Raw genomic sequence first — 23,379 nt, forward strand, 5'->3', positions numbered from 1 at the left:
TATTCGATTAGTGCTATAATTCATTTGTTTTATGTACAGATTAGCTATTAAAGCCATGGAGTGCTGTTCACTCCTTCCAAGGCATGATATATAGAACAAAGTCGAAATACTATTTATAAAGAGGTGTAGTATGAATTGTCACAAAATGAAACCCCCTTATTCACAGGTCTGATTAAGCACGCTGAAAAAAATCCTGTACAATTTCATATTCCAGGCCATAAAAAAGGCAATGGTATAGATCCTGATTTTCGAAGCTTCATAGGGGATAACGCGTTATCCATTGATTTGATCAATATTGGCCCGCTTGATGACCTACATCAGCCAAAAGGAATGATCAAAGAAGCACAGGATCTTGCTGCAGAAGCATTTGGCGCCGACCATACATTCTTCTCCGTTCAAGGAACGAGCGGTGCAATCATGACAATGGTAATGGCGGTTTGCGGACCCGGCGATAAAATCATTGTACCACGAAATGTGCACAAATCTGTTATGTCAGCCATCGTATTTTCAGGGGCGATCCCTGTTTTCATCCATCCCGACATTGATCCTGAACTTGGGATTTCCCACGGAATCACCATTGATTCAGTTGAAAAGGCATTAGAGCAGCACCCAGATGCAAAAGGCATATTAGTGATTAATCCTACCTATTTCGGAATCGCAGCAGACTTAAAGAAAATCGTGGAGCTTGCCCACTCTTATGATATTCCGGTTTTGGTCGATGAAGCACATGGGGTCCACATCCATTTCCATGATGAACTTCCATTGTCAGCTATGCAGGCCGGTGCTGATCTCGCTGCCACCAGTGTCCATAAATTGGGGGGGTCACTGACGCAAAGCTCTATCTTGAATATGAAAGAGGGACTGGTGTCTGCAAAGCGCGTACAAACGATCCTGAGCATGCTGACGACTACTTCAACTTCATACTTGCTCCTCGCTTCTCTTGACGTGGCAAGGAGGCGCCTTGCTACTGAAGGAAAAGAACTGATTGATAAGACAATTTCTCTCGCGCAGTCATTAAGGAAAAAGATCAATGAAATCGACAGCCTTTATTGTGTAGGAGAAGAAATCCTGGGAACGAAAGCAACGTTTGATTACGATCCAACTAAATTGATCATATCTGTAAAAGAATTGGGCATCACTGGATATGACGCAGAAAAATGGTTGAGAGAAACGCATAACATCGAAGTTGAACTGTCCGATTTATATAATATCCTTTGCATCATCACACCAGGTGATACAGAAGCAGAAGGAACCGTTTTGGTCGAGGCTTTGCACGAACTATCCGATAAAGTAAAAGACCTTTCAAGAGATATCAGTGTTGAAGTCCTTCTCCCGGATATTCCTGTTCTGGCTGTCACACCAAGGGATGCTTTCTACGCAGAAACGGAAGTTGTACCGATTCATGAATCCATCGGCAGAACGATTGCTGAATTCATCATGGTATACCCTCCGGGAATCCCGATTTTTATTCCTGGTGAAATCATTACAGAAGATAATGTCACATATATTGAAAAAAATATTGAAGTCGGACTCCCTGTACAAGGGCCCGAAGATTTCGATTTGAAATATTTGCGCGTCATAAAAGAATATAAGGCCATTAAGTAAACGAAAGACCTGGGGAAATCCCCAGGTCTTCTGTTTATATTTACACATATACCCCTTATTCGCACAATGATTATTTTTCCTCTAATTTTGGCTGCTGTCCTTCACAATGACAACACTTCTTTGAATATAAAACGGACACTTTCTCATCTTCGAAGTGATCAACCGTACTGTTGCAGCATTGGCAAACAATTGTACCCATTCATCAGCTCTCCTTTTTGTAAGCGTTTTATTATCCTTGAATATATAATAATATAACACATTTAGGATTTCAATAGTAAATTGTATGACATATTAATATTTTTTGTGATCATTTTACTCATATTTCCTTGCCCAATCTCATATAATGGCTATTATTATATGGGACAAGGTGGTAAAAAGATATGAATGAAGCGAAGATTATCATTGAGCAAAAATTTCCTTCTTCGACACTCAATAAAGAAATTAATGATTATATAGCAGCATATAAGAAAACAGGCGAACAACTAGCCTGGGATTATGCACGATATGCATTTCCTTATGAGATTTGTGAAAATGAGGGTGATTTGATCCAGTTCAGCGGGCTGCATCCAAAATACCATGGCTTTTTCATACAGTACAAAGAGAAGGAAATAACTGTGGAACTTTATCCTACATCCACTTATGGAGATAAAAGCAAAGCAAATGAGCTGGCTAAATATATCGCTTTAAAAAACAATGGAATCCTCATCATGTTCAATGGCCGTCAAATGAGCTATGCGGAGAAGAAAAAGAAGAAGAAAGCTCTTTAGTATTGGTAATAATGACATGTAGCGAAGAAAGTTATTTTAGCTTTTAGCTTACGAAAATAACAAGCAGGGAATCGGCTCAAGGCCATTCACTGCTTGTTGTTTTAGGCCGTTTTCTCCTTGAATCAACTAATATCAGCTATTCTCTTTACTTTGATTATCATAGGTTTCGATAGAGCGGGGATCAATGATTTTGTATCCCTTCGACCTCAATCCTTCCACGATTTTTTCAAGGGCAGCATTCGTCCATTCCCGATCATGCATCAAAAGGTTTGCCCCATTATACAAATAAGGTGAATTGACCATAATATCGGCTATTTTCTTTTCATCCTCATATTGCTTAACCCAGTCATACCCGTATGACCAATTCATCAACTTCATCTTTTCTTCGGCTGCGATTTTTCGGCTTACCTCTGTATTTTCTCCGAAGGGGGCCCTGAAAAATTTTGGTTTTTCCCCGGTAATTTGTTGAACGAGTCGATTTACTGATAAAATCTCCTCTTTTTGTTTTGCGGGAGTAAGATCATTCAAATTGCTATGACTGTAAGTATGATTGCCGATCATAAATCCCATATCATAGATTTCCTTTAATATCCTTTTCTTTTCAGGCGTTTGCAGGAAATGTCCGTTTACAAAAAAGATAGCATTCACATTCAGCTTTTTTAACGTTTTTGCCATTTGCAGGGCATAATGATCGGGAGCATCATCAATCGTCAACAAAACCGCTTTAGGCTCTGCATCCCCAATGGGCTGAATGCTCCAATTCTTATCATTGATCCTATATTTCGGCGCAAGATTCACCGGTTTTGCGTTCTTACTTGTATCAGTTTGTTTATCCACTCCAGCCGTAGTTGTTTGATCAGAGGAATCCTCTTTCTCACTCTTTTTCGTTTCCTTTGATTCATTCGTTTTTTGTTGACTCCGGTCGGCTTCCCCGATGCCCTTTTCTGTATGCTTTAATATAGGGCTTGAGCAGGCTGAAAGTATTAAAGCTGAGAGGATAAGGATAAGCAGGGGTTTCATGAAGTTCTCCTTTCCATTTCACAGTTTTTGTTAAAATAGTAAGTTTTATATTATTTTAACAAACAAATCTTGGGTATTGGAGAACCTTTTTATAAATGGATAGAAAGTATTGGAAGTGCGAGATAATTTTGCAGAATAATGTGAAATGATGCATAGATGCTTAAACTCACCAACGTGATGATCAGCGTCCTTTTTCTTGATTTCACGATGGCACGGGCAATGATGAAAGCCAAATAAAAGAAAACGGCAAACATAAGTATTTTATATTCTTTATGATCATGTTTGGAAAGCCATTCAACTAATGTAAAGCTGCTCCAAACCATCAATTGGACCAAAAACGCTATATAGCTTTTCATATTATTATCACCACATATTAAATGACATCATTTCTTTTGGATTAATGCTCCTATTCACTATTATTTTATGATTAAAACGTAATTTCCATATCGGATATTTTTCATTTTTGTAACATTTCAGTGACTTCAAATTGGGATAACATTTCCTATGATAAAATATGAGTAATTTAAGCACAGGGATTTCATAAGACTTTATATCAAAGTGAGGCATCTTTCATGAGAATGATATCATTTGCAGCTGTAATATCCTTCGTACTGCTTTTATCTGGTTGTGAGGAAGAGGTTGTTCAGTCCAAGGGGATCAGTTCAATGAAAAAGCAAATTATCTTCTTTTCCGATGGGGAGCACTACCAAGATGAGATAGCCTATTATGATGCCCTTATTGATTTAAAAAGAAAATATCCTGATGATTTTAGGGACATGCTGATCATGACGCCAAAAGATCGACAAACGCAAGTTTCAGTAAAAGACTATCCCACTTTGGTGATCATGTACCATCAAAAGGTAGTGCTTAAAGTCAATGGAGACCGATCAAAAAAAGAAATTGTCCGACATGTTTCAAAAACTTTGGATAAAATTAAATAATGCAACAAAAAAGGACTGGCCAAATTGGCCAGTCCTTAAAATTTGAATTATTTTACAATATGGATCGGGTTGCCAAGAGCAACTTCCGCTGTTTCCATAGTGATCTCACCAAGTGTTGGATGAGCATGGATTGTCATCGCGATGTCTTCAGCAGTCATGCCTGCTTCGATCGCCAGGCCAAGCTCAGCGATCATATCAGATGCACCGGATCCGGCAATTTGAGCGCCGATGACCAAGCCGTCTTCCTTGCGTGTGATCATTTTCATGAAACCATCGGAGCTGTTCAATGCCAATGCACGTCCATTTGCAGCAAATGGGAATTTCGCTGCAGTGATTTCAATACCTTCTGCTTTTGCAGTTGCTTCATCGTAACCTACTGTAGCAAGTTCAGGCTCAGTGAAGCACACTGCTGGAATGCCCAAGTAGTCGATTTCTGAAGGTTCACCAGAAATTGCTTCGGCAGCAATCTTTCCTTCGTAGGATGCTTTATGTGCCAATGGTGGTCCTTGAACGATATCACCGATTGCAAAGATGTTGGAAACATTTGTACGGCACTGCTTATCAATTTCAATAAGCCCGCGATCCGTCATTTTGATTCCAACTTGGTCAAGGCCAAGTTCGTCTGTATTTGGTCTGCGTCCTACTGTAACAAGAACGTAGTCAGCTTCGATTTTTTCTTCTTTGCCGCCTGCTTCATAAGTGACAACTACGCCGTTGTCTGTAACTTCAGAGCTTTTTGCCATTGCTTTCGTAATGACATTGACACCTTTTTTCTTCAAGTTGCGTTTAACTAGTGAAGACATTTGTTTTTCGAAGCCGCCAAGAATTTCGTCAGCACCTTCTAGGATTGTAATTTCTGTTCCCAGGTTTGCATAGGCAGAGCTTAGCTCAGTACCGATGTAGCCGCCGCCGATGACGACCATTTTCTTAGGAACTTCTTTTAGCGCCAATGCTCCAGTGGAATCAATTACACGCTCAGAGAATTTGAAGTTAGGGATCTCGATTGGACGGGAACCCGTTGCAATGATCGCGTTTTTGAATGTATACGTTTGAGCGGAATTTTCATCCATTACACGGATGCTGTTTTCATCCACAAAGTATGCTTCGCCGCGAACGATATCGACTTTATTTCCTTTAAGAAGGCCTTCAACGCCGCCAGTTAATTTTTTGACGACAGAGCCTTTCCATTCTTGGACTTTTTCAAAGTTCAATTTTACGTTTTCTGCAACAATACCCATGTCTTCAGAATGCAACGCTTGTTCAAATCGGTGGCCGGCTGTGATCAATGCTTTTGATGGAATACATCCAACATTCAAGCAAACGCCGCCCATATATTCTTTTTCTACGATTGTTACTTTTTGTCCAAGTTGTGCTGCACGGATCGCCGCTACATATCCGCCAGGGCCAGCACCGATGACAATAGTATCTGTTTCAATTGGGAAATCTCCTACTACCATTGTTTTACGCCTCCATTAGTAATAATTCTGGGTCGTTCAACAGAGTCTTAATGTGGTTAAGAGCATGTTGAGCAGTTGCTCCGTCGATGATGCGGTGATCGAAGCTCAATGATAATGCTAACACAGGTGCTGCTACAATTTCACCATTTTTAACAACAGGTTTTTGTGCAATGCGTCCAATACCAAGAATTGCAACCTCTGGATGGTTGATTACCGGCGTAAACCATTGGCCGCCTGCAGACCCGATATTCGTGATTGTGCATGAAGCACCTTTCATCTCTGCTGGAGCAAGTTTGCCGTCGCGTGCTTTGCCGGCAAGCTCATTGATTTCATTAGAAACTGCAAACATTGATTTACGGTCTGCATTCTTCACGACAGGGACCAATAATCCTTTATCCGTATCTGCAGCAATACCAATGTTGAAGTAATGCTTCTGAACGATTTCGCCTGCTGCATCGTCAATGGACGTATTAAGAACTGGGTATTCGCGAAGGGCACTTGTCAATGCTTTCACTACATATGGCAAGAATGTAAGTTTCACGCCTCTTTCAGCTGCAATATCCTTGAATTTCTTGCGGTGTGCCCAAAGCTCTGTTACATCCACTTCATCCATCAAAGTAACGTGAGGTGCAGTGTGCTTAGAATTCACCATTGCTTTTGCGATCGCTTTACGGATTCCGCTCATTTTTTCACGTGTTTCAGGGAATTCTCCTTCAGGGATCGCCGCTGCTGCTGGAGCTTTTTCTTCTTTCGCATCAGGTGCCGCTGCTTTTTGTTCTTCTTTAGCAGGTGCTTTTACATCACCATTCGCAAATGCATCGATGTCTTCCTTAAGGATGCGGCCATTTTTGCCTGAACCAGCTACTTGAGTGATTTCAATGCCTTTTTCACGCGCATATTTGCGTACTGATGGCATAGCGATGATGCGGCGGTCTGGATCTACATCTTGCTGTTCCTGGGCACCCGCACCTGTCGCTTCGTTGTTGGAATCCTCTGGAGCCGCTTCTTTTTCTACCTTTTGGCCGCCTTCTGCAGTTGCTTGAACCTGGGCTTCTGTTTTTTCTTCTTTTTGCGGCTCTTCATCACTATGATCGCCTTTGAATTTCAAATCCTCATAGCCTGGTGCATCAAATTTAACAAGGATGTCTCCAACTACAGCCACAGAACCTTCGTCCACTAATAATTCTTCAACTGTACCTGCTACTGGTGATGGGATTTCGACAACTGCCTTGTCATTTTGCACTTCGCACAATACATCATCTTCATCAACCTTATCGCCGGGCTTTACAAACCATTTTACGATTTCGCCTTCATGTATACCTTCACCGATGTCTGGTAATCTAAATTGGAATGACAATGGTATTCAACCTCCTGTTTTTTATCGTTTGAATATAGATAGGGGAGGGCATTCCCTCTCCCCTGAATTAAGATAGTATTAGAAATTTAAAGCTTTCTTTGCTGTTTCGATAATGTCTTTATGGTTTGGCAGCCAAACTGCTTCCGCTTGAGAGAATGGGAATACAGTATCTGGTGCTGCAACACGCAATACAGGCGCTTCAAGGCTTAGAATTGCACGGTCATTGATTTCAGCAACGACATTTGCTGCGATTCCAGCTTGTTTTTGTGCCTCTTGAACAACGATTGCACGGTTTGTCTTCTCGACTGATGCAATGATTGTTTCGATGTCGATCGGGCTGACAGTACGAAGATCGATTACTTCAACAGAATGTCCATCCTTCTCAAGCTCGTCAGCAGCTTTTAAGGATTCGTGAACCATCGCACCGTATGTGATGATTGATAAATCTTTACCTTCTCGCTTAACATCTGCTTTTCCGATTTCAATCGTATATTCCTCTTCAGGAACCTCTTGACGGAAAGAACGGTATAATTTCATGTGCTCCAAGTATACAACCGGATCGTTGTCGCGGATTGCAGAAATCAAAAGTCCTTTCGCATCATATGGAGTTGATGGGATTACCACTTTCAAACCGGGCTGTTGAGCCATCAATCCTTCTAAACTGTCCGCATGCAATTCTGGTGTATGAACACCGCCGCCGAAAGGAGAACGAATTGTAATCGGTGCTGTGTAGCGGCCGCCGGAGCGATAGCGCATACGAGCGATTTGGCCACTCACTGAATCCATTACTTCATATACAAATCCGAAGAATTGGATTTCAGGAACAGGACGATACCCTTCCAAAGCCAATCCGATTGCTAAACCGCCGATACCTGATTCTGCAAGAGGTGTATCGAATACTCGATCTTCACCAAATTCTTTTTGTAGACCTTCTGTCGCACGGAATACCCCGCCGTTGACACCTACGTCTTCACCGAATACTAGAACGTTTTCGTCGTTCTTCAATTCTGTGCGCAACGCATCAGTGATGGCTTGAATCATTGTCATTTGCGCCATGGCTTACTTCGACTCCTTTTCTTTGTATATTTCAAACTGCTCTTTTAAGTTGTAAGGCATTTCTTCATACATGTTTGCCATTAAATCCGTTACTTTTTGTTTTGGAGCAGCGTCGGCTTTTTTGATTCCTTCTTTAATATCTTCTTTAGCTTGTTCAATGACTTCGTTTTCTTTTTCTTCATTCCATAAGCCTTTAGCTTCTAAGAATGTACGGAAACGAACCAATGGATCTTTCTTTTCCCATTCAGTGTCCTGTTCGGATGAACGATAGCGTGTTGGGTCATCCCCCGCCATTGTATGTGGTCCATAGCGATAGCAAAGCGTTTCAATCAATGATGGGCCTTCTCCATTGACTGCACGTTCACGGGCATCCTTCACTGCCGCATACACCGCCAACGGATCCATTCCATCGACTAAAATTCCAGGGATACCAGCTGCAACTGCTTTTTGTGCAATTGTTTTACCAGCTGTTTGCTTATCGCGTGGAGTGGAAATTGCAAACTGGTTGTTTTGTACAACAAAGATTGCCGGAGCTTGGTATGCACCTGCGAAGTTGATTCCTTCATAGAAATCCCCTTGAGATGATCCGCCGTCGCCAGTATATGTAATTGCGACCGCTTTTTTCCCGCGCTTCTTAAGTCCAAGTGCAACACCGGCTGTTTGGATGTATTGAGCACCGATGATGATTTGCGGAGCCAATGCATTCACGCCTTCAGGCATTTGATTTCCTTGGAAGTGTCCGCGGGAGAATAAGAATGCTTGGTATAAAGGTAATCCATGCCATACGATCTGAGGCACATCACGGTACCCAGGCAGAATCCAGTCCTCTTTTTCCAACGCGTAATGAGAAGCGATTTGGGAAGCTTCCTGTCCTGCTGTTGGAGCATAGAAACCAAGACGTCCTTGGCGGTTTAAAGAGATAGAGCGTTGATCCAATATGCGTGTATAAACCATACGGCGCATTAATTCTTGTAATTGTTCATCAGATAATTCCGGCATTGCTGCCTCGTTTACGACCTTGCCTTCTTCATTCAAGATCTGGAACATCTCAAATTGTTCTTCAATCATTTCGAGCGTTTTTTTCGCATCGAATTGTGCCTTCTTTGTTTTAGAAGCCATTGAAGTCACCTATCCTTTCTCCTATAAAATAAAATCGAATTACATACAAATGTAGGTTACCCAAAATTTGAAATGACTACCACATTCCAATTATGCTTAGTTCACTTAATACACACAGATAGATATAGTTTTCCACAAATGACTATCTTAAAAACGTATTAAATGAACATAAAAACTTTGTAAAAAAACTGTATCAATCAATTTCATCAAAAGGATTAATACACCTTTTCTATCTCCGTCCTTAAGTTTACAACAACAAAAAACCTTTAGTCAATCAGGAAACTCAACAAAAACATTACTTTTTCAGAAAAACATCTTCCAAAGTGAATCACTTGTTACAAAAACTGTATTAACCCCAGAAATGAATCTGTACTATAAAAATTAAATTTCGCTTTCATCTGTTATACAGTACAGAACAATAAAAAAAACCAAGACATAGCTTGGTTTCTACTGCACAAATGATTCACTTCTTAATTTCGATTCCTGCCGATTGATAGAATTGTACTTTCTCTTTGTTATATTGTTCTGTTTTTTTATTGAATTCTTCATTCGCTTTGAAAATTTCTTTATAATCATCGTTTATTTCTTTAATTTGAGCTTCCAGGTCTTCAAGTGATAAGTTTTTATCCTTGAACATTTCATATAATTTCTGATCTGCGTTCAATCCATTAATATAATTTTCATATAATAAATCATGTGCTGAAAATCTCGCTTCCATTGTATTTATCAGCTGATCGGCCTGTTTTTTTAATTTTTTGTCATCCATGCGTTTTATGTATGGTTTTGCTTTCTCAAAATCTGCTTTAGATTTTTTAATCGAATCTTGTTCCTTGCCCATTTTTTCCCTTCGACTCTTCAAATTGCCGAGGGCTTCGTCGGATAATGATACGATTTCATTATAATTCTTCATACCCAAGTCCATTATTTTATCAAAAATCTCTTTTTCCTGTTTTTCTAATTCCGTCAGTGGCTGCTGCTGTTCTTGAAAATCCTTTTCGTCCTGAACGGTTTTTTCCAAGTTCTGATAGATTTCTTCTTCTGGTGTTTTTTGATTGAAACAGCCCGATAATAAGAACATGACCATAGATACTAAGAAAATTATGCGGAATTTCGACACTTTGTATCCCCCTAACTCATCTTGACATTTACTACTATAATGCTGGAGTAAATGTTTTACAATACTCATATCCATTATTGGAAATCATTGTCGAATAACCTTTGTCCCATTTGCACCATTCTATGAAGGGCTTCTAGCAAATATGACTATTTTCAATTTTAGTAGAACCAATTTCATCTGCTTGATAAAGGCAGTTAACTTTTTTCACCCCATTTGATAGACTAAGCTCATAGCAACAATTGAATAGGAGGAACGTGAATGATCACGATGAAAGATATAATTCGTGAGGGGCATCCCACTTTGAGAAAGGTAGCCGAGGAAGTATCAATGCCTCCTTCACAGGAAGACAAAGAAATATTATTGAGTTTATTGGAATACATTCAAAACAGCCAGGATCCCGAGATATCCCAAAAATACGGGCTGAGAGGCGGGGTTGGTCTTGCGGCTCCCCAAATAAATGTTTCAAAACGAATGCTGGCAGTCCATACAGTTGATCCGAGTGGAACCCTTTATAGCTATGCGCTATTCAATCCAAAGATTGTCAGCCACTCCGTTGAGAAAGCTTATTTAACTTCCGGTGAAGGGTGCCTCTCCGTCGATCGAGCGGTTCCAGGATATGTCCCGAGGTATGCCCGTATCACTTTGAAGGGCTTTGACGTCGATGGCAATGAAGTCAAGCTCCGTTTAAAGGGTTACGCCGCCATCGTTTTCCAGCATGAAATTGATCATCTCAACGGCATCATGTTTTATGACTATATCGATCAGAACGATCCTTTCAAGGAGCCTGAAAACGCCTTGCCGATTGAAAGGTAAAAAAAATGGATACAAAAGAAGCGGCGCAATCATCGAAACGATTGCGCCGCTTTCTTAATTATATTAGCTCCAACTTTTTCAACCCTTTATAAATCCCTTCCTGAGCTACATCTTCGGTAACATGATCAGCGAATTCCTTCACGGATGGATGAGCGTTCCCCATCGCCACACCTGTGCCGACAGATTCAAGCATCTCAACATCATTGAATCCATCGCCGAAGGCATAAACATCCTTGAACTCAAGGCCAACCCTGGAGATCATTTGCTTGATCCCTTCCGCTTTGGAGCCGCCGCGAGGAAGGATATCAACTGAATAGTCATGCCATCTGATCAACTTAAACTGGTTGAATTGATCCCGGTAATAATGCTCCTCAGGATGCCCACAAAATAATAGGCTTTGATAAATCTCATTTTCTTGATAAAATTCAGGTTCGTATTCCGGGTGTACCATTTTCAAACTTCCCATGCTTTCTTCGATAAAAGGATGGTGCTTATGGTTGGCTTTCATCGTGTGATCTGTCAAATGTACGAGTGGATGCCCTTTTTCGCCGCTGTGTGCAGCCAGCACTTCCAAATCTTCTGTTTTCAAAGGGTTTTTATAGATGACTTCGTTTTCAAATACAACATATTGTCCGTTAAAGCTAACAAATGAATCGATATCCAGCTCTTTCCGCAAGGATTCATACATAAACGGAGCTCTTCCTGTTGCAATGGCCACGAAAATGCCCTTATCCTTCAGCATTTGAACAGCTTTTTTCGTTGATGCCGGCAGATTTTTATCGTGGTCCAATAAAGTCCCATCTATATCAAAAAACACCATTTTATTCATTGCGTTTAACTCCTTCTTAATCGTGTAATCTCTCACTTTGATTACCCTATCTTGAAAGAAAGCCAATGTCAATTATTATCACACGTTCTTTATTTCCAGCAATCACCATGATAACTCTGCAAAAGTTTTCATATACTAGAAATAAACAAAATTATACCGGAACGAGAAATGGCACCTTTCACTTTGGACAAGAATCGATTAGAATAGAATTAAGGAGTGATTTAAAATGCTAAAGAGACTCCGTAAAAAGCTGCTCAAGCAATGGAAAGATCTTCTTAGAAAAAAAACAATAGCTTAGAAACATGTAGCCTTCCATTGGAGGGCTTATTCTTTATTCATTTCTTTTATTCCAATTATTGATTCAATCAGCTTAAAATTGGATATAACAGTATGGAATACAAAAATCTGCCCATTGAAATAGACTGTTTTAACAAGTCTATCTTAATCTTCTGGTGAAAATACATGAAAAAGTTGCTAACTTTTTATATAATAGAACAAGTGACATTTTTGATTACGGAGTAAGGAGAGAGAAAAAAATGATTTTTAAAGTATTTTATCAAGATAGCAAAATGGAAGTCCCGGTGAGGGAGAAAACAAATACTCTATATGTACAAGCTGACTCTGAACGCGATGTACGCCTAAAATTAAAGGACCGTTCCATCAATATTGAGTTCGTTCAGAAGTTGGAAGATGCGCACATTGAGTATGAAAAACAAAGTGAAGATTTTAAAGTATTGGAGATATGATTAGAATATGAAATTTGTAAAAAATGACCAAACAGCAGTTTTCGCATTAGGCGGACTAGGCGAAATCGGAAAAAACACTTATGGCGTACAATTCCAAGATGAAATCATCTTAATCGATGCAGGAATTAAGTTTCCTGAAGATGAATTGCTGGGAATTGACTACGTAATACCGGATTATACTTACTTAGCCAAAAACATCGACAAAATCAAAGGGCTTTTCGTTACACACGGACACGAAGACCATATAGGAGGAATCCCCTACCTTCTTCGCGAAGTGAATATTCCCATTTATGGAGGCAAGCTTGCCCTAGGCCTGATCAAAAACAAACTTGAAGAGCATGGACTATTGAGACAGACAAAACTTTATGAAATCAAGGAAGACGATATTATCAAGTTCCGAAAGACATCGGTCACTTTCTTCCGCACGACTCACAGCATCCCTGACAGTTATGGGATCGTTGTTAAAACCCCACCAGGCAATGTCGTTCATACCGGTGATTTCAAATTTGATTTTACACCGGTAGGAGAACCTGCAAATCTGACTAAAATGGCTGAAATCGGTAAAGAAGGCGTACTTTGCTTGCTTTCTGACAGCACCAATAGTGAAGTCCCTAATTTCACGATGTCGGAACGCCGAGTTGGCGAAAGCATTCAGGACATCTTCCGCAAAGTGGATGGCCGCGTTATTTTCGCTACCTTCGCCTCCAACATCCACCGTCTGCAGCAGGTAGTCGAATCTGCCGTTCAAAATGGGCGGAAAGTTGCCGTATTCGGCCGGAGCATGGAAGCAGCCATACGCATCGGACATGAGCTTGGCTATATTAATTGTCCAAAAGATACTTTTATTGAAGCGAATCAAATCAACCGATTGCCTGCCAACAAGGTGACCATTCTTTGTACCGGTAGTCAGGGAGAACCGATGGCCGCGCTTTCAAGAATTGCAAACGGTACACATCGCCAAATTCAAATTCAGCCTGGTGATACCGTCGTATTTTCTTCCTCACCGATCCCAGGCAATACGATCAGCGTAAACCGTACCATCAACATGCTGTTCAAAGCAGGAGCTGAAGTCATTCACGGCTCTTTGAATGACATACACACTTCCGGCCATGGCGGCCAGGAAGAGCAAAAATTAATGCTGCGGTTGATGAGACCGAAATTCTTCATGCCGATCCACGGTGAATTCAGAATGCAAAGGATGCATGCCCAGCATGCGGTGGATTGCGGAGTTGAACCTGACAACTGCTTCATCATGGATAATGGCGAAGTATTGGCACTAAGCGACGATTCTGCTCAAGTGGCAGGAAAAATCCCATCCGGTTCCGTTTATATAGACGGTAGCGGAATCGGCGATATAGGAAACATTGTATTGCGCGACCGCCGCATTCTCTCAGAAGAAGGCCTTGTCATTGTAGTTGTCAGCATTAATATGAAAGAATTCAGAATCGCTGCAGGTCCTGATATCATTTCTCGTGGATTTGTATATATGAGAGAATCCGGAGACTTGATCAATGAAGCTCAAAACTTAATCAATAAACACTTAAATAAGGTAATGGAACGGAAAACTTCACAGTGGTCCGAAATTAAAAACGAGATTACAGATACACTCGCTCCATTCCTATATGAAAAAACAAAACGCCGTCCTATGATCCTTCCGATCATCATGGAGGTATAATAGAACATTAAAAACGAGCGGGAAATGGTTTTCCCGCTCGTTTTACATTTTCTTCTTATCCCCCTGCTTTTACATTCCATTATTTTTTTCAGGTTGATCAAATACATATTCAATCAGCCAGCAATTTCGCAGTTCACCTTCATGAAATTCATGTTTGGGCATTAGTTTAACTCTTCGAAAGCCGCATTTTTCATAACAGCGCAGCGCTCGTTCATTCCACTCCTGCGGATCCATGATCAATTTTTGAGGATGGTGGCAATCCTTAATATGAGAAATCATCATGCGGATCAACTTTGTCCCAATCCCCCTATTCCAATACTCTGGTTCCCCAATGAATTGATCCATCCCGAACAATTTTTCTTGTTCACCATACCCGTATTCTGCTTTTTCATGGTTCGATAAAGGGTAGAATTGAAGGTATCCGATTTCCTTTTGGTTATATTCGATGATGCATCCAGTCAAATCCCTTTCACGGGAATAATAATGTTCATAAATCATTTCTTGGTTATGTGGGCGGTCCCTTCCCTCGTAATATTGAAGAACGGCAGGATCGGACAGCCATTTTGATAAGAGATAGACATCCTTTTCTTCAAGTTCTCTTACCAAAATTGAATCACGCTTTACAATCAATTACATTCCCCCTAAGAAAAAACCTCTTAATCTGATGCAAGACTAAGAGGTTCGGTTTCTCATTAAGATGACATGGCTTTTTTTTCAAAACGATTAATATCAGTGTCGGCTCCGATCACAATCAAAATATCTTCATGGTGTATGACCTCATTTGCCTGAGGTGATACGATGATGTCGTTTCCTCGTTTGATGGCAACAATGTTCAAGCCATACCTCGCGCGAACGTCCAGATCAATTAATGATTTACCGGATAATAAATGGTTGTTTGCGGCAATTTCAACGATGCTGTGCTCATCGGATAACTCCAAATAATCCAATACACTATTCGAAATGATATTATGAGCGATTCTTTTGCCCATATCTCTTTCCGGATGAACGACATGATCAGCCCCAATTTTCCTTAGGACCTTTTCATGATAGTCATTTTGCGCTTTGACCGTAATGTTATTGACACCAATCTCCTTAAGCATCAATGTAGTCAAAATGCTTGATTGTATATCATCGCCTATCGCAACAATAACATGATCAAAATTTCTGATTCCCAAGCTTTTCAACGTCGCTTCATCTGTGGTATCCGCCACCACTGCATGGGATGCGATCGTAGCATATTCATTGACACGATCTTCATCCTTATCAATGGCCATAACTTCCATATCTTGATCTGATAAAGCCCGGCAGATGCTTCCGCCGAATCGGCCCAACCCAATCACTACAAATTCTTTTTTCACATTGACTCCTCCACTTTTAGCAGATAGTACCTATTTATTGTAGCATAACCTGTTTTATTCGGAAAATTACTTTTTGCCCTGAACGTAATCCGCATCGAATAAAAACAGTCTCATCAATAAGTATAGTGAAGGGATTAGCAGCAGTAAACCCGCAATGAACACCACGACTAATGCCGTTCCCATTGTTTCATTCGTCACACTTTCATGAATCGTGACAAAGGGATATAAAATATAAGGAAGATGGGAAATGCCATATCCAAAAAATGCAGTAAAAAATTGCAGCATTACCGATATAAATGCAATTCCATAATTCTTCTTTTTATAGATGAAATAGGATGCAATAAAAAAGAATACTAGGGATAAGCCAAACATCCACCACACCTGCAGGGTTTGACGAAAATGCTCCGGATTATGCTCCCTTAGAGATACAAAGACAAGAAAACTAGCCAATATCGTGGGTGGACTCCAGAACAACGCAAACTTCCTTAAGACTTCCCTCGCTCGGACATCTCCGGCACGATCAGCATAATAGGTCAGAAAAGCTGCACTGATGAATAAGACAGAAACGATTGATAATAATACCACACTCCATGAATAAGGACTGGAAAACAATTTTCCAACTAAAAAAATCACTCGGTCATGATCTTTCTTTAAATACCCTCCTTCAGAAATCGTCAATGCGGTTGACAACGCAGCAGGAATTAATAGGCCAGTTCCGCCATATAGAAACAGATAAAAAATATTATTCTTGGAACCGTAATTTCCAAAAGCATAAAATGAGCCCCGTATCGCAAGCAGGATCAACGCAATGCTTCCTGGAATCAATAGGGCAGTTCCATAATAATAGGCGGTATCAGGAAAGAACCCTACAAGCCCGACAAAGAAAAACACAAAAAACACGTTTGTCACTTCCCAAACCGGGGAAAGATAGCGGCTGATCAAATCGTTCATGATATGATCCTTTTTTGATAATTTCCCGTAAAATGCAAAGAAACCTGCTCCGAAATCAATCGATGCCACTATGAGATAGCCATATAAAAACAGCCATAAAACCGTTATTCCCAAAACTTCCAAACTCATTTTACATTCCTCCCTCCGTCTAAATTATGATGCCTTGATTTGAAAACGCTGTTCAAGCTCCGTTTCAGCCGGTTTTCGTCGGAACATTTTGATCAGGACGACACAGGTAAGGATCGCCAACACAAGATAGAGAATGGCAAACATTATAAATGTCAGGCCTACTCCCTCTCCTGTCGTTGCAGCTTGAGCCACTTTGATATATCCTCTTAAGATCCAGGGCTGTCTGCCTACTTCTGCGTAGATCCAACCAAATTCTATGGCAAGCATCGAAAGCGGTCCTGTGATTGCAACCCCCCATAATAACGGCTTGGACCATTCATTAAACCGTTCTGCCTTCCATGAAATCAGAAACAAGAAGGTGATGAAAATGGCAAATGAGCCGATTGAAACCATCAGGTCGAACATGTAATGGATCCAAAGAGGCGGCTGTTCATCCTTAGGGAATTCATCCAACCCTATTACTTTGGTATCAAAAGAACTGCCTGCAAGAAAGCTGAGCATTTTGGGAATTCTAATTTCATTTTTGATTTGATTATGTTCATCCAAAGTTCCAAACAGGATCAAATCAGCATCCTTTTCTGTTTCAAAATGCCATTCCGCCGCAGCAAGCTTCTCAGGCTGGACTTCCGCCAAGAACTTGGCTGAAATGTCCCCTGCCAAGGCAGTACCTATAGAGAAAATCAGCGATGCTGCAACCGTCAGGCGCAAAGCCTTTTTATAATATTCACTACGCTTGCCCTTAAGGATCAATATGGCCGTTATCGCGGCCAATACCAAAGCGGATGTCATATAAGATGATGTAATGACATGCAGCACTTTGGAAGGTGTAGCCGGATTCAACATCGCAGCAATCGGATCGATGTTGACAGCTTTTCCATTTTTCAATTCAAAGCCCTGCGGAGTATTCATAAATGCATTGACTGTCGTAATGAATAACGCTGATGCAGAAGATCCGATCATGATAGGGATGGTAAGAAGCCAATGAAGCCATTTGTTTTTAAATCGATCCCATGTATATAAATAAATCCCTAAGAAAATCGCTTCAAAGAAAAAAGCAAAAGTCTCCATGAACAACGGAAGGGCAATCACTTGTCCGGCAACTTTCATGAAGCTCGGCCAAAGCATGGAAAGCTGTAGTCCGATGCAGGTCCCTGTCACCACTCCAACGGCCACTGTAATCGTAAATCCCCTTGCCCATCTTCTTGCGAGAAGAATATAGTGGCTGTCATTCTTTTTAATGCCGATGAATTCAGCAATCGAAACCATGACAGGAATTCCGACTCCAATGGTTGCGAATATGATATGAAATGCCAAAGTAAGGGATGTCAGCATCCTGCTGAGCATTACATGGTCGAGTGTCATCATTTCGTCCCCCTAACGTTTCTTTTTGTATATTTATCACTGTTAGTCCATTGTAAAACCTTCCATTAAGTTTGTGAAGTGATGAACAATGTACATTTTGTGACATTTTTCACAAACAATAAAAAATAAAGAGCACCGAGATTCATCCCGCTGCTTTTTATCATTTTTGTCCATATTAGTGATAGCTTGAAGTGATCACTGTTGAATTTTCTTTTTAATGTAAAGATAAATCGGGATCAAGGCCAACGCTATAATGAGGAATATTAAGATATTTCCCAGAACGAATACTAGTAGTGACGAAAGTATTTTCAACATGATATTTGTACTCGTGATAAATTGTTTTTTTATTTTTAACCAAAGACTCCCGTTATCCTTCTCAATATCGGGGATTGAAATTTTATTTTCCACCATTGTTATATTTACAGTCGCCAATTCGGATTGATTTTCTAAATATTTTTTCCTCCCTTCAATACTTTCTATCTCCTCCTGTACGCGGGCAAGATCGTCGGAAATCTTCAATAAGTCTTCCGTTTTATCCGCTTTTTCCATAAAGCTTAATAATCTTGCTTCCACCACTTTTTTAGCCTTCAGCCTTGCGGTGATATCCACATATTCTTCCGTGACATCCTGACCGCTTACATTCCTTTCTTCCACTTTAGCCGCTCCATTTTCCGTGTAGTCCAGAAATGCTTGAAATTTTTCTTGCGGCACCCTAAAAGTCATTTCCCCGCGCAGCTGATCAGACTGCTGCTTGTGGATGGCGGATTGAACGATATATCCACCAAAGTCCTTCGCCCTTTGCTCCAAAGCTCCTAGCATTTTTCGATAATCCTTCACTTCAATTACCAAATTTGCTGTATAGATCACCTTCCTCTGTTGAAATTTTTGAGCTGCATCAGCTTGGTTTTGAGTATCAGCGGCAGGATTTGAATTCCCTTTCATCGATTGTACATTTTTTTGTGCAATCTCAGTACTGGAGCTTGCCGCACGATCTTCATTCGAACTCTTACTGTCTTGATTTGAACTGCAAGCAGATATACTCGCCAAAGATGCACACAAAATGATGACGGTAAGGATTTTTTTCATATGACCCTCCAAAGTTTTTTAGTGTATGACGGTAATCTGTAAGAGTTGGTTACAAAAAAACTCAGCAGCCCGATCATTTAGACCAGGTGCTGAGTTTTTAACAAATCAAATCGCTTCAAGCATCTTGAATTGTGCTTTGACTAATTGATAGTATTCTCCTTTTAATTCCATAAGTTCATCATGGCTTCCTTGTTCTATGATATTCCCGTGATCCAGGACGAATATGTTATCTGCATTTCGGATGGTGGATAAGCGATGGGCAATGATAATGGCGGTCCTACCGTTCAATAATGTCTTAAGGGCATTTTGAATTTGCATTTCCGTTTCTGTATCAATGCTTGCTGTAGCTTCATCCAAAATGATAATGCTTGGGTCCGCAAGAAGGGCTCGGGCAAAAGACAGAAGCTGCCTTTCTCCGACTGATAGGATATTTCCCCTCTCCTCAACTTCCGTTTCATAACCATTTGGGAGGTTTTCTATGAAATGGTGAGCCCCGATCGCTTCTGCTGCTTTTCTTATTTCTTCATCAGAGGCATCTGGTCGTCCGAAGCGAATATTTTCATTAATCGTCCCGGAGAAAATAAAGGTATCTTGAAGGACGACGCTGATTTTTTCCCTGACATTTTTCAAGGAGACATCCTGTAAATCATGTCCATCTATTTTTACACTTCCCGCTGTCGGATCATAAAATCTGCTGATCAGATTAGCGATGGTCGTCTTCCCTGATCCAGTATGGCCGACCAATGCAATGGTTTGCCCTGCTTTCATTTCGAGGCTGATCCCCTTCAGAGCTTTTCGCTTATCATCATAGGAAAATTCAACCTGATCGAACTCGATATGCCCGTTTACCTCAGTTAGTCGGACAGGATTTTCCTTTTCTGAAACGATCGGCTCCTCATCAAGGAACTCAAATATTCTCTCTGATGACGCCATCCCCATCAATAGTTGATTGTAAACTTGGCCAAGCCTGGAAATAGGCTCCCAGAACATTCCTAAATAAAAGGCAAACGAAACAAATTCACCAAGCGAGAGGTTTGTTCCCGATTGAATCAAATGGGCTCCAAACCAAATCAATACCGCTGTACCTACAGCATTTGTCAATTCAACCAGCGGCCGGAACATTGCATTTTTTTTGGTGGCCGTCTTCCAGGCCAAATAGCTTTCATTATTGATTCCATTAAAAAATTGGCGGTTTTCCTTCTCCTGTGTAAATGATTGAGTCACCCTGATTCCTTGGATGCTCTCATTCAAATGCGAATTAAGCTTTGACTGCTTCAGCCTTACATTCTGCCAGGAGCGTCGAATATTCCTTCTTAAACTCGTAGAAATAAAGAACATAATCGGTAAAATGATCATCACCGCCAACGTCAATTGCGGAGAAAGCGAAAATAATATAAATACGATTCCGACTAGGAGGAGCATATCCATCAATAAATTGATGACACCATTTGTAAACAGTTCTTGAAGGGAATTGATATCATTCATGATCCGCACAAGAATAGATCCTGCAGAACGCTGATCAAAAAAACGATGGGACAAATTTTGAACATGTGTAAAAAGATGTCTTCTCAAATCATAGATTACACTCTGCCCCAGAGTGTTCATCCATTTTATCCTGAAATAGTTCGCAATATAAGATATTAGATACAATCCACCAATAACAGCCGTCAACGTGATGAGCAAGCCTGAATCCTTATGGGAGATTGCTTTATCGAGAACATAAACTCCGATTAATGAAGGAATCATCAATCTGACAGCAGTCGTAATAAGTACGACGATAATCGAGCCGGGGAGCAATTTTTTTGAATATGGTTTTAAATATGCCAACAATCTCCACATTTGTGCCCAGTTAAATGGTTTTTCGATCACTTGATCAGTGGAATAATGGAATCTCTCAAGTACATTCGAATTTATCTTGGAATCTTGTTTCTTGCTTTTCACTTCTTTCACCTCACCCTGTTTGCATGATCATTTTTCGATCTTTATATTGGATATCGTAAATCCGCTGATATGGTCCATTGTTTTCAAGGAGGAATTCATGCTTGCCTCTTTCGACGATTTCCCCATCCTCAAGTACAAGGATTTCATCCGCATGCTTCAGAGAGGATATTCGATGGGCTATGATGAAAGTTGTCCTTCCCTGCATGACTTCCTTCAAGGCCTTTTGAATTTTGAATTCCGTCTCCATATCAACCGCACTTGTTGCGTCGTCTAAAATTAATATGCTCGGATCGGTACAAATGGCGCGAGCAATGGCAATTCGTTGTTTCTGACCTCCAGAAAGCCCCATTCCCCTTTCGCCAAGCATCGTATCGTATCCATCTGGCAGATCCATAATGAATTCATGGGCATCCGCTCTTTTGGCAGCATCGATGATATCCTCCATCGCGGCATCCGGTCTGCCATAGGAAATATTCGATTTTATCGTTGATGAAAATAAGAAGGATTCTTGAAGGACGAACCCAATATTTTTTCTTAATGATTTTAAGCTATAATCACGGACAGCTATACCATCCACAAGGACTTCCCCTTCACTTGGTTCATAGAACCTGGTAATGAGCTGGGTGATGCTTGTTTTTCCTGAGCCGGTAGAGCCGATCAATCCGATTACCCTGCCCGGTGCAGCCTCAAAAGAAATACCCTTCAATGCCGCTTTATCCTCTTCTGTATACTTCAGCGTGACATTCTTAAATTCCACTTTCCCTTTCAATCTATCTTTATATACAGCGTCCTCGGAATCGACGATTTCTTCATCTGCTTCCAATATTTCAAGAAGTCTTTCACCAGATGCCTTGGATTGGGAAAACATATTGATGACAAATCCGAGATTCATGATAGGAAAGATCAGGTACCCTACCAAACTGTAAAATGCCACCAGTTCGCCTGGCATTAATTCTCCATGGATCACCAGATACCCCCCGTAGCCCAGCATGCCGATGACGCAAAAATTCCCTAAAAACTCCATCAGCGGAAAGTATTTGGCCCAGATGACGGAAGTGAAAATGTACTGATCCTTATAGCTTCCATTGGATGTATTGAATTTTCCGATTTGAAAATCTTCCCTTGATAAAGATTTAACGGTATTGATACCGCTTATATTTTCCTGTACATTCGTATTCAGCTTTCCGAATGATTTACGGATGCTGCGAAAAGCAGGATGGACGGCTTTATCGAATTTATAAACAGTAATGGCAAGAAACGGCAGTGAAACGATTGTGACAAGCGTCAGAGATACCGAATAGTAAAACATGACAGAGAAACTGATGCCAATTAATAAAACAAAGCGAAGCAGCTCCGAAAACCCATATGATAAGAAAAATCTGAAGCCTTCAACATCAGCTGTCAGCCTCGACATCAAGTCCCCTGTCTTGGCGTTGTCATAATAGCAATATGGTAAATATTGGAGCTTTTTGTACAGGGCATTTCTTAAGTTGTAGACAGAAGTGATGCCAAACAAGTCACCAGTGTATTGATTGATGAAAGTGGCGATCCCTTTTACGATCATGATCCCGATAAAGCCCAGTGCCAAATATGGGATCCAATCGTATTTCCCTTTTAAAATCACATCATCGATTGTGACTTGAAGAATCATCGGATAAATGACGGTGATACCGGTTACAAATAAAAGGAAAACCATGGATGTGATGAAATATTTTTTGTAAGGCCAATAAAACTCTTTTAACTTTTTAAATGTTTCCATTGAAAAAAATCCTCCTCCCCATGAAGCAAAACAATTTGAACGTAATATTAAATATATCGAGTTTCGAAATAATTTACCAGTTTTTTTACGAATTTTTTAAAAAATTATTATTATGAATGAATTCTGTCTACTTTGTTTGAATGACCCCTTCTACAACTTTAGTTGGAAAAAGGTGGTTTTCGTAAAATTTGTGCACTTTTCATCAAATATGTCCGATGCCAAAAAAAGGGTTCAACGTCAAATGTTGGGGTGATGTGAATTTTGCTTCACCCTTATCCAATATGTGAACCC

At 40.5% G+C, this 23,379-nt stretch carries 22 protein-coding genes; 6 read left to right on the forward strand and 16 right to left on the reverse strand.

All coding sequences use genetic code 11. The features are described 5' to 3' along the window. Nucleotides 1-135: 135 nt before the first annotated feature. Complete coding sequence (locus D9X91_RS09810; protein WP_121680429.1) at nucleotides 136-1,605, forward strand: aminotransferase class I/II-fold pyridoxal phosphate-dependent enzyme; 1,470 nt, start codon at nucleotides 136-138, stop codon at nucleotides 1,603-1,605. 70 nt (nucleotides 1,606-1,675) lie between these two features. Here D9X91_RS09810 and D9X91_RS09815 read toward each other — a convergent pair whose 3' ends face one another. Beyond that, the gene (locus D9X91_RS09815) at nucleotides 1,676-1,804 is read right to left on the reverse strand and encodes a GapA-binding peptide SR1P (RefSeq protein ID WP_121680430.1); all 129 of its coding nucleotides are present in this window, start codon (nucleotides 1,802-1,804) and stop codon (nucleotides 1,676-1,678) included. 181 nt (nucleotides 1,805-1,985) lie between these two features. Between D9X91_RS09815 and D9X91_RS09820 the strand changes: the two genes are divergently transcribed. Then, entirely contained in the window at nucleotides 1,986-2,372 is a 387-nt protein-coding gene (locus D9X91_RS09820; RefSeq protein ID WP_121680431.1) for a DUF1885 family protein, read from the forward strand. A 132-nt stretch (nucleotides 2,373-2,504) separates the two neighbouring features. Here D9X91_RS09820 and D9X91_RS09825 read toward each other — a convergent pair whose 3' ends face one another. Both D9X91_RS09825 and D9X91_RS09830 read right to left on the reverse strand, forming a co-directional pair. Next, nucleotides 2,505-3,392: a polysaccharide deacetylase family protein gene (locus D9X91_RS09825; protein ID WP_121680432.1), complete on the reverse strand. Its 888-nt coding sequence runs from the start codon at nucleotides 3,390-3,392 to the stop codon at nucleotides 2,505-2,507. Nucleotides 3,393-3,481: 89 nt separating this feature from the next. Next, nucleotides 3,482-3,748: a hypothetical protein gene (locus D9X91_RS09830; RefSeq protein WP_121680433.1), complete on the reverse strand. Its 267-nt coding sequence runs from the start codon at nucleotides 3,746-3,748 to the stop codon at nucleotides 3,482-3,484. A gap of 309 nt (nucleotides 3,749-4,057) precedes the next feature. Here D9X91_RS09830 and D9X91_RS09835 point away from each other — a divergent pair, with 309 nt between their 5' ends. After that, complete coding sequence (locus D9X91_RS09835; RefSeq protein ID WP_148709063.1) at nucleotides 4,058-4,333, forward strand: hypothetical protein; 276 nt, start codon at nucleotides 4,058-4,060, stop codon at nucleotides 4,331-4,333. A 47-nt stretch (nucleotides 4,334-4,380) separates the two neighbouring features. Here the strand turns inward: D9X91_RS09835 and lpdA are convergent, their stop codons facing one another. From lpdA to D9X91_RS09860, 5 genes are all read right to left on the reverse strand, one after another. Beyond that, nucleotides 4,381-5,790 (reverse strand): dihydrolipoyl dehydrogenase, encoded by a 1,410-nt coding sequence (lpdA, locus tag D9X91_RS09840; RefSeq protein WP_121680435.1) that lies wholly within the window; start codon nucleotides 5,788-5,790, stop codon nucleotides 4,381-4,383. A gap of 4 nt (nucleotides 5,791-5,794) precedes the next feature. Then, entirely contained in the window at nucleotides 5,795-7,147 is a 1,353-nt protein-coding gene (locus D9X91_RS09845; protein ID WP_121680436.1) for a dihydrolipoamide acetyltransferase family protein, read from the reverse strand. 78 nt (nucleotides 7,148-7,225) lie between these two features. After that, nucleotides 7,226-8,203, reverse strand: a complete 978-nt coding sequence (locus tag D9X91_RS09850) for an alpha-ketoacid dehydrogenase subunit beta (RefSeq protein ID WP_121680437.1) — start codon at nucleotides 8,201-8,203, stop codon at nucleotides 7,226-7,228. A gap of 3 nt (nucleotides 8,204-8,206) precedes the next feature. After that, the gene (pdhA, locus tag D9X91_RS09855; RefSeq protein ID WP_121680464.1) at nucleotides 8,207-9,322 is read right to left on the reverse strand and encodes a pyruvate dehydrogenase (acetyl-transferring) E1 component subunit alpha; all 1,116 of its coding nucleotides are present in this window, start codon (nucleotides 9,320-9,322) and stop codon (nucleotides 8,207-8,209) included. Between the two features lie 463 nt (nucleotides 9,323-9,785). Then, nucleotides 9,786-10,439 carry a YkyA family protein gene (locus D9X91_RS09860; protein WP_158598274.1) on the reverse strand — a complete coding sequence of 218 codons (654 nt, stop codon included), beginning with the start codon at nucleotides 10,437-10,439 and terminating at the stop codon, nucleotides 9,786-9,788. A 258-nt stretch (nucleotides 10,440-10,697) separates the two neighbouring features. On the opposite strand from D9X91_RS09860, the gene def reads away from it, so the two are divergent. Then, complete coding sequence (gene def / locus D9X91_RS09865; protein ID WP_121680439.1) at nucleotides 10,698-11,252, forward strand: peptide deformylase; 555 nt, start codon at nucleotides 10,698-10,700, stop codon at nucleotides 11,250-11,252. Nucleotides 11,253-11,310: 58 nt separating this feature from the next. Here def and D9X91_RS09870 read toward each other — a convergent pair whose 3' ends face one another. Next, nucleotides 11,311-12,081 carry a Cof-type HAD-IIB family hydrolase gene (locus tag D9X91_RS09870; protein ID WP_121680440.1) on the reverse strand — a complete coding sequence of 257 codons (771 nt, stop codon included), beginning with the start codon at nucleotides 12,079-12,081 and terminating at the stop codon, nucleotides 11,311-11,313. A 536-nt stretch (nucleotides 12,082-12,617) separates the two neighbouring features. Here D9X91_RS09870 and D9X91_RS09875 point away from each other — a divergent pair. Together D9X91_RS09875 and rnjA are read left to right on the forward strand one after the other, a co-directional pair. Further along, complete coding sequence (locus tag D9X91_RS09875) at nucleotides 12,618-12,827, forward strand: DNA-dependent RNA polymerase subunit epsilon (protein ID WP_121680441.1); 210 nt, start codon at nucleotides 12,618-12,620, stop codon at nucleotides 12,825-12,827. A gap of 7 nt (nucleotides 12,828-12,834) precedes the next feature. Beyond that, entirely contained in the window at nucleotides 12,835-14,502 is a 1,668-nt protein-coding gene (rnjA, locus tag D9X91_RS09880; RefSeq protein WP_121680442.1) for a ribonuclease J1, read from the forward strand. Between the two features lie 69 nt (nucleotides 14,503-14,571). On the opposite strand, the gene D9X91_RS09885 is transcribed toward rnjA, so the two are convergent. The 7 genes from D9X91_RS09885 to D9X91_RS09915 all read right to left on the reverse strand — a co-directional run bounded on the left by D9X91_RS09885 (nucleotide 14,572) and on the right by D9X91_RS09915 (nucleotide 23,088). Continuing rightward, entirely contained in the window at nucleotides 14,572-15,132 is a 561-nt protein-coding gene (locus D9X91_RS09885; RefSeq protein ID WP_121680443.1) for a GNAT family N-acetyltransferase, read from the reverse strand. A 62-nt stretch (nucleotides 15,133-15,194) separates the two neighbouring features. After that, the gene (locus D9X91_RS09890; RefSeq protein ID WP_121680444.1) at nucleotides 15,195-15,860 is read right to left on the reverse strand and encodes a potassium channel family protein; all 666 of its coding nucleotides are present in this window, start codon (nucleotides 15,858-15,860) and stop codon (nucleotides 15,195-15,197) included. Nucleotides 15,861-15,926: 66 nt separating this feature from the next. Further along, nucleotides 15,927-16,940: a cytochrome d ubiquinol oxidase subunit II gene (locus tag D9X91_RS09895; RefSeq protein ID WP_121680445.1), complete on the reverse strand. Its 1,014-nt coding sequence runs from the start codon at nucleotides 16,938-16,940 to the stop codon at nucleotides 15,927-15,929. A gap of 24 nt (nucleotides 16,941-16,964) precedes the next feature. Then, on the reverse strand, nucleotides 16,965-18,302 hold the full coding sequence (locus D9X91_RS09900) for a cytochrome ubiquinol oxidase subunit I (protein WP_121680446.1): 1,338 nt from the start codon (nucleotides 18,300-18,302) through the stop codon (nucleotides 16,965-16,967). 195 nt (nucleotides 18,303-18,497) lie between these two features. After that, complete coding sequence (locus tag D9X91_RS09905) at nucleotides 18,498-19,388, reverse strand: DUF4349 domain-containing protein (protein ID WP_121680447.1); 891 nt, start codon at nucleotides 19,386-19,388, stop codon at nucleotides 18,498-18,500. A gap of 105 nt (nucleotides 19,389-19,493) precedes the next feature. Next, a complete protein-coding gene (locus D9X91_RS09910) occupies nucleotides 19,494-21,329 on the reverse strand; it encodes an ABC transporter ATP-binding protein (protein WP_121680448.1) in 1,836 nt (611 codons plus the stop codon). Nucleotides 21,330-21,339: 10 nt separating this feature from the next. After that, nucleotides 21,340-23,088, reverse strand: a complete 1,749-nt coding sequence (locus tag D9X91_RS09915; RefSeq protein WP_121680449.1) for an ABC transporter ATP-binding protein — start codon at nucleotides 23,086-23,088, stop codon at nucleotides 21,340-21,342. Between the last annotated feature and the right edge of the window lie 291 nt (nucleotides 23,089-23,379).

Source organism: Falsibacillus albus (assembly GCF_003668575.1).
Taxonomy (GTDB): Bacteria; Bacillota; Bacilli; order Bacillales; family DSM-25281; genus Falsibacillus; species Falsibacillus albus.

Excerpts from the sequence above, each read along its gene's own strand:
- lpdA (WP_121680435.1), bottom strand. The coding sequence starts at position 5,790 with ATGGTAGTAGGAGATTTCCCAATTGAAACAGATACTATTGTCATCGGT.
- def (WP_121680439.1), top strand. The coding sequence starts at position 10,698 with ATGATCACGATGAAAGATATAATTCGTGAGGGGCATCCCACTTTGAGA.
- D9X91_RS09900 (WP_121680446.1), bottom strand. The coding sequence starts at position 18,302 with ATGACACTCGACCATGTAATGCTCAGCAGGATGCTGACATCCCTTACT.
- D9X91_RS09895 (WP_121680445.1), bottom strand. The coding sequence starts at position 16,940 with ATGAGTTTGGAAGTTTTGGGAATAACGGTTTTATGGCTGTTTTTATAT.
- D9X91_RS09915 (WP_121680449.1), bottom strand. The coding sequence starts at position 23,088 with ATGGAAACATTTAAAAAGTTAAAAGAGTTTTATTGGCCTTACAAAAAA.
- pdhA (WP_121680464.1), bottom strand. The coding sequence starts at position 9,322 with ATGGCTTCTAAAACAAAGAAGGCACAATTCGATGCGAAAAAAACGCTC.
- D9X91_RS09835 (WP_148709063.1), top strand. The coding sequence starts at position 4,058 with ATGAAAAAGCAAATTATCTTCTTTTCCGATGGGGAGCACTACCAAGAT.
- D9X91_RS09820 (WP_121680431.1), top strand. The coding sequence starts at position 1,986 with ATGAATGAAGCGAAGATTATCATTGAGCAAAAATTTCCTTCTTCGACA.
- D9X91_RS09875 (WP_121680441.1), top strand. The coding sequence starts at position 12,618 with ATGATTTTTAAAGTATTTTATCAAGATAGCAAAATGGAAGTCCCGGTG.
- D9X91_RS09870 (WP_121680440.1), bottom strand. The coding sequence starts at position 12,081 with ATGAATAAAATGGTGTTTTTTGATATAGATGGGACTTTATTGGACCAC.
- D9X91_RS09815 (WP_121680430.1), bottom strand. The coding sequence starts at position 1,804 with ATGGGTACAATTGTTTGCCAATGCTGCAACAGTACGGTTGATCACTTC.
- D9X91_RS09905 (WP_121680447.1), bottom strand. The coding sequence starts at position 19,388 with ATGAAAAAAATCCTTACCGTCATCATTTTGTGTGCATCTTTGGCGAGT.
- D9X91_RS09825 (WP_121680432.1), bottom strand. The coding sequence starts at position 3,392 with ATGAAACCCCTGCTTATCCTTATCCTCTCAGCTTTAATACTTTCAGCC.
- D9X91_RS09830 (WP_121680433.1), bottom strand. The coding sequence starts at position 3,748 with ATGAAAAGCTATATAGCGTTTTTGGTCCAATTGATGGTTTGGAGCAGC.
- rnjA (WP_121680442.1), top strand. The coding sequence starts at position 12,835 with ATGAAATTTGTAAAAAATGACCAAACAGCAGTTTTCGCATTAGGCGGA.
- D9X91_RS09850 (WP_121680437.1), bottom strand. The coding sequence starts at position 8,203 with ATGGCGCAAATGACAATGATTCAAGCCATCACTGATGCGTTGCGCACA.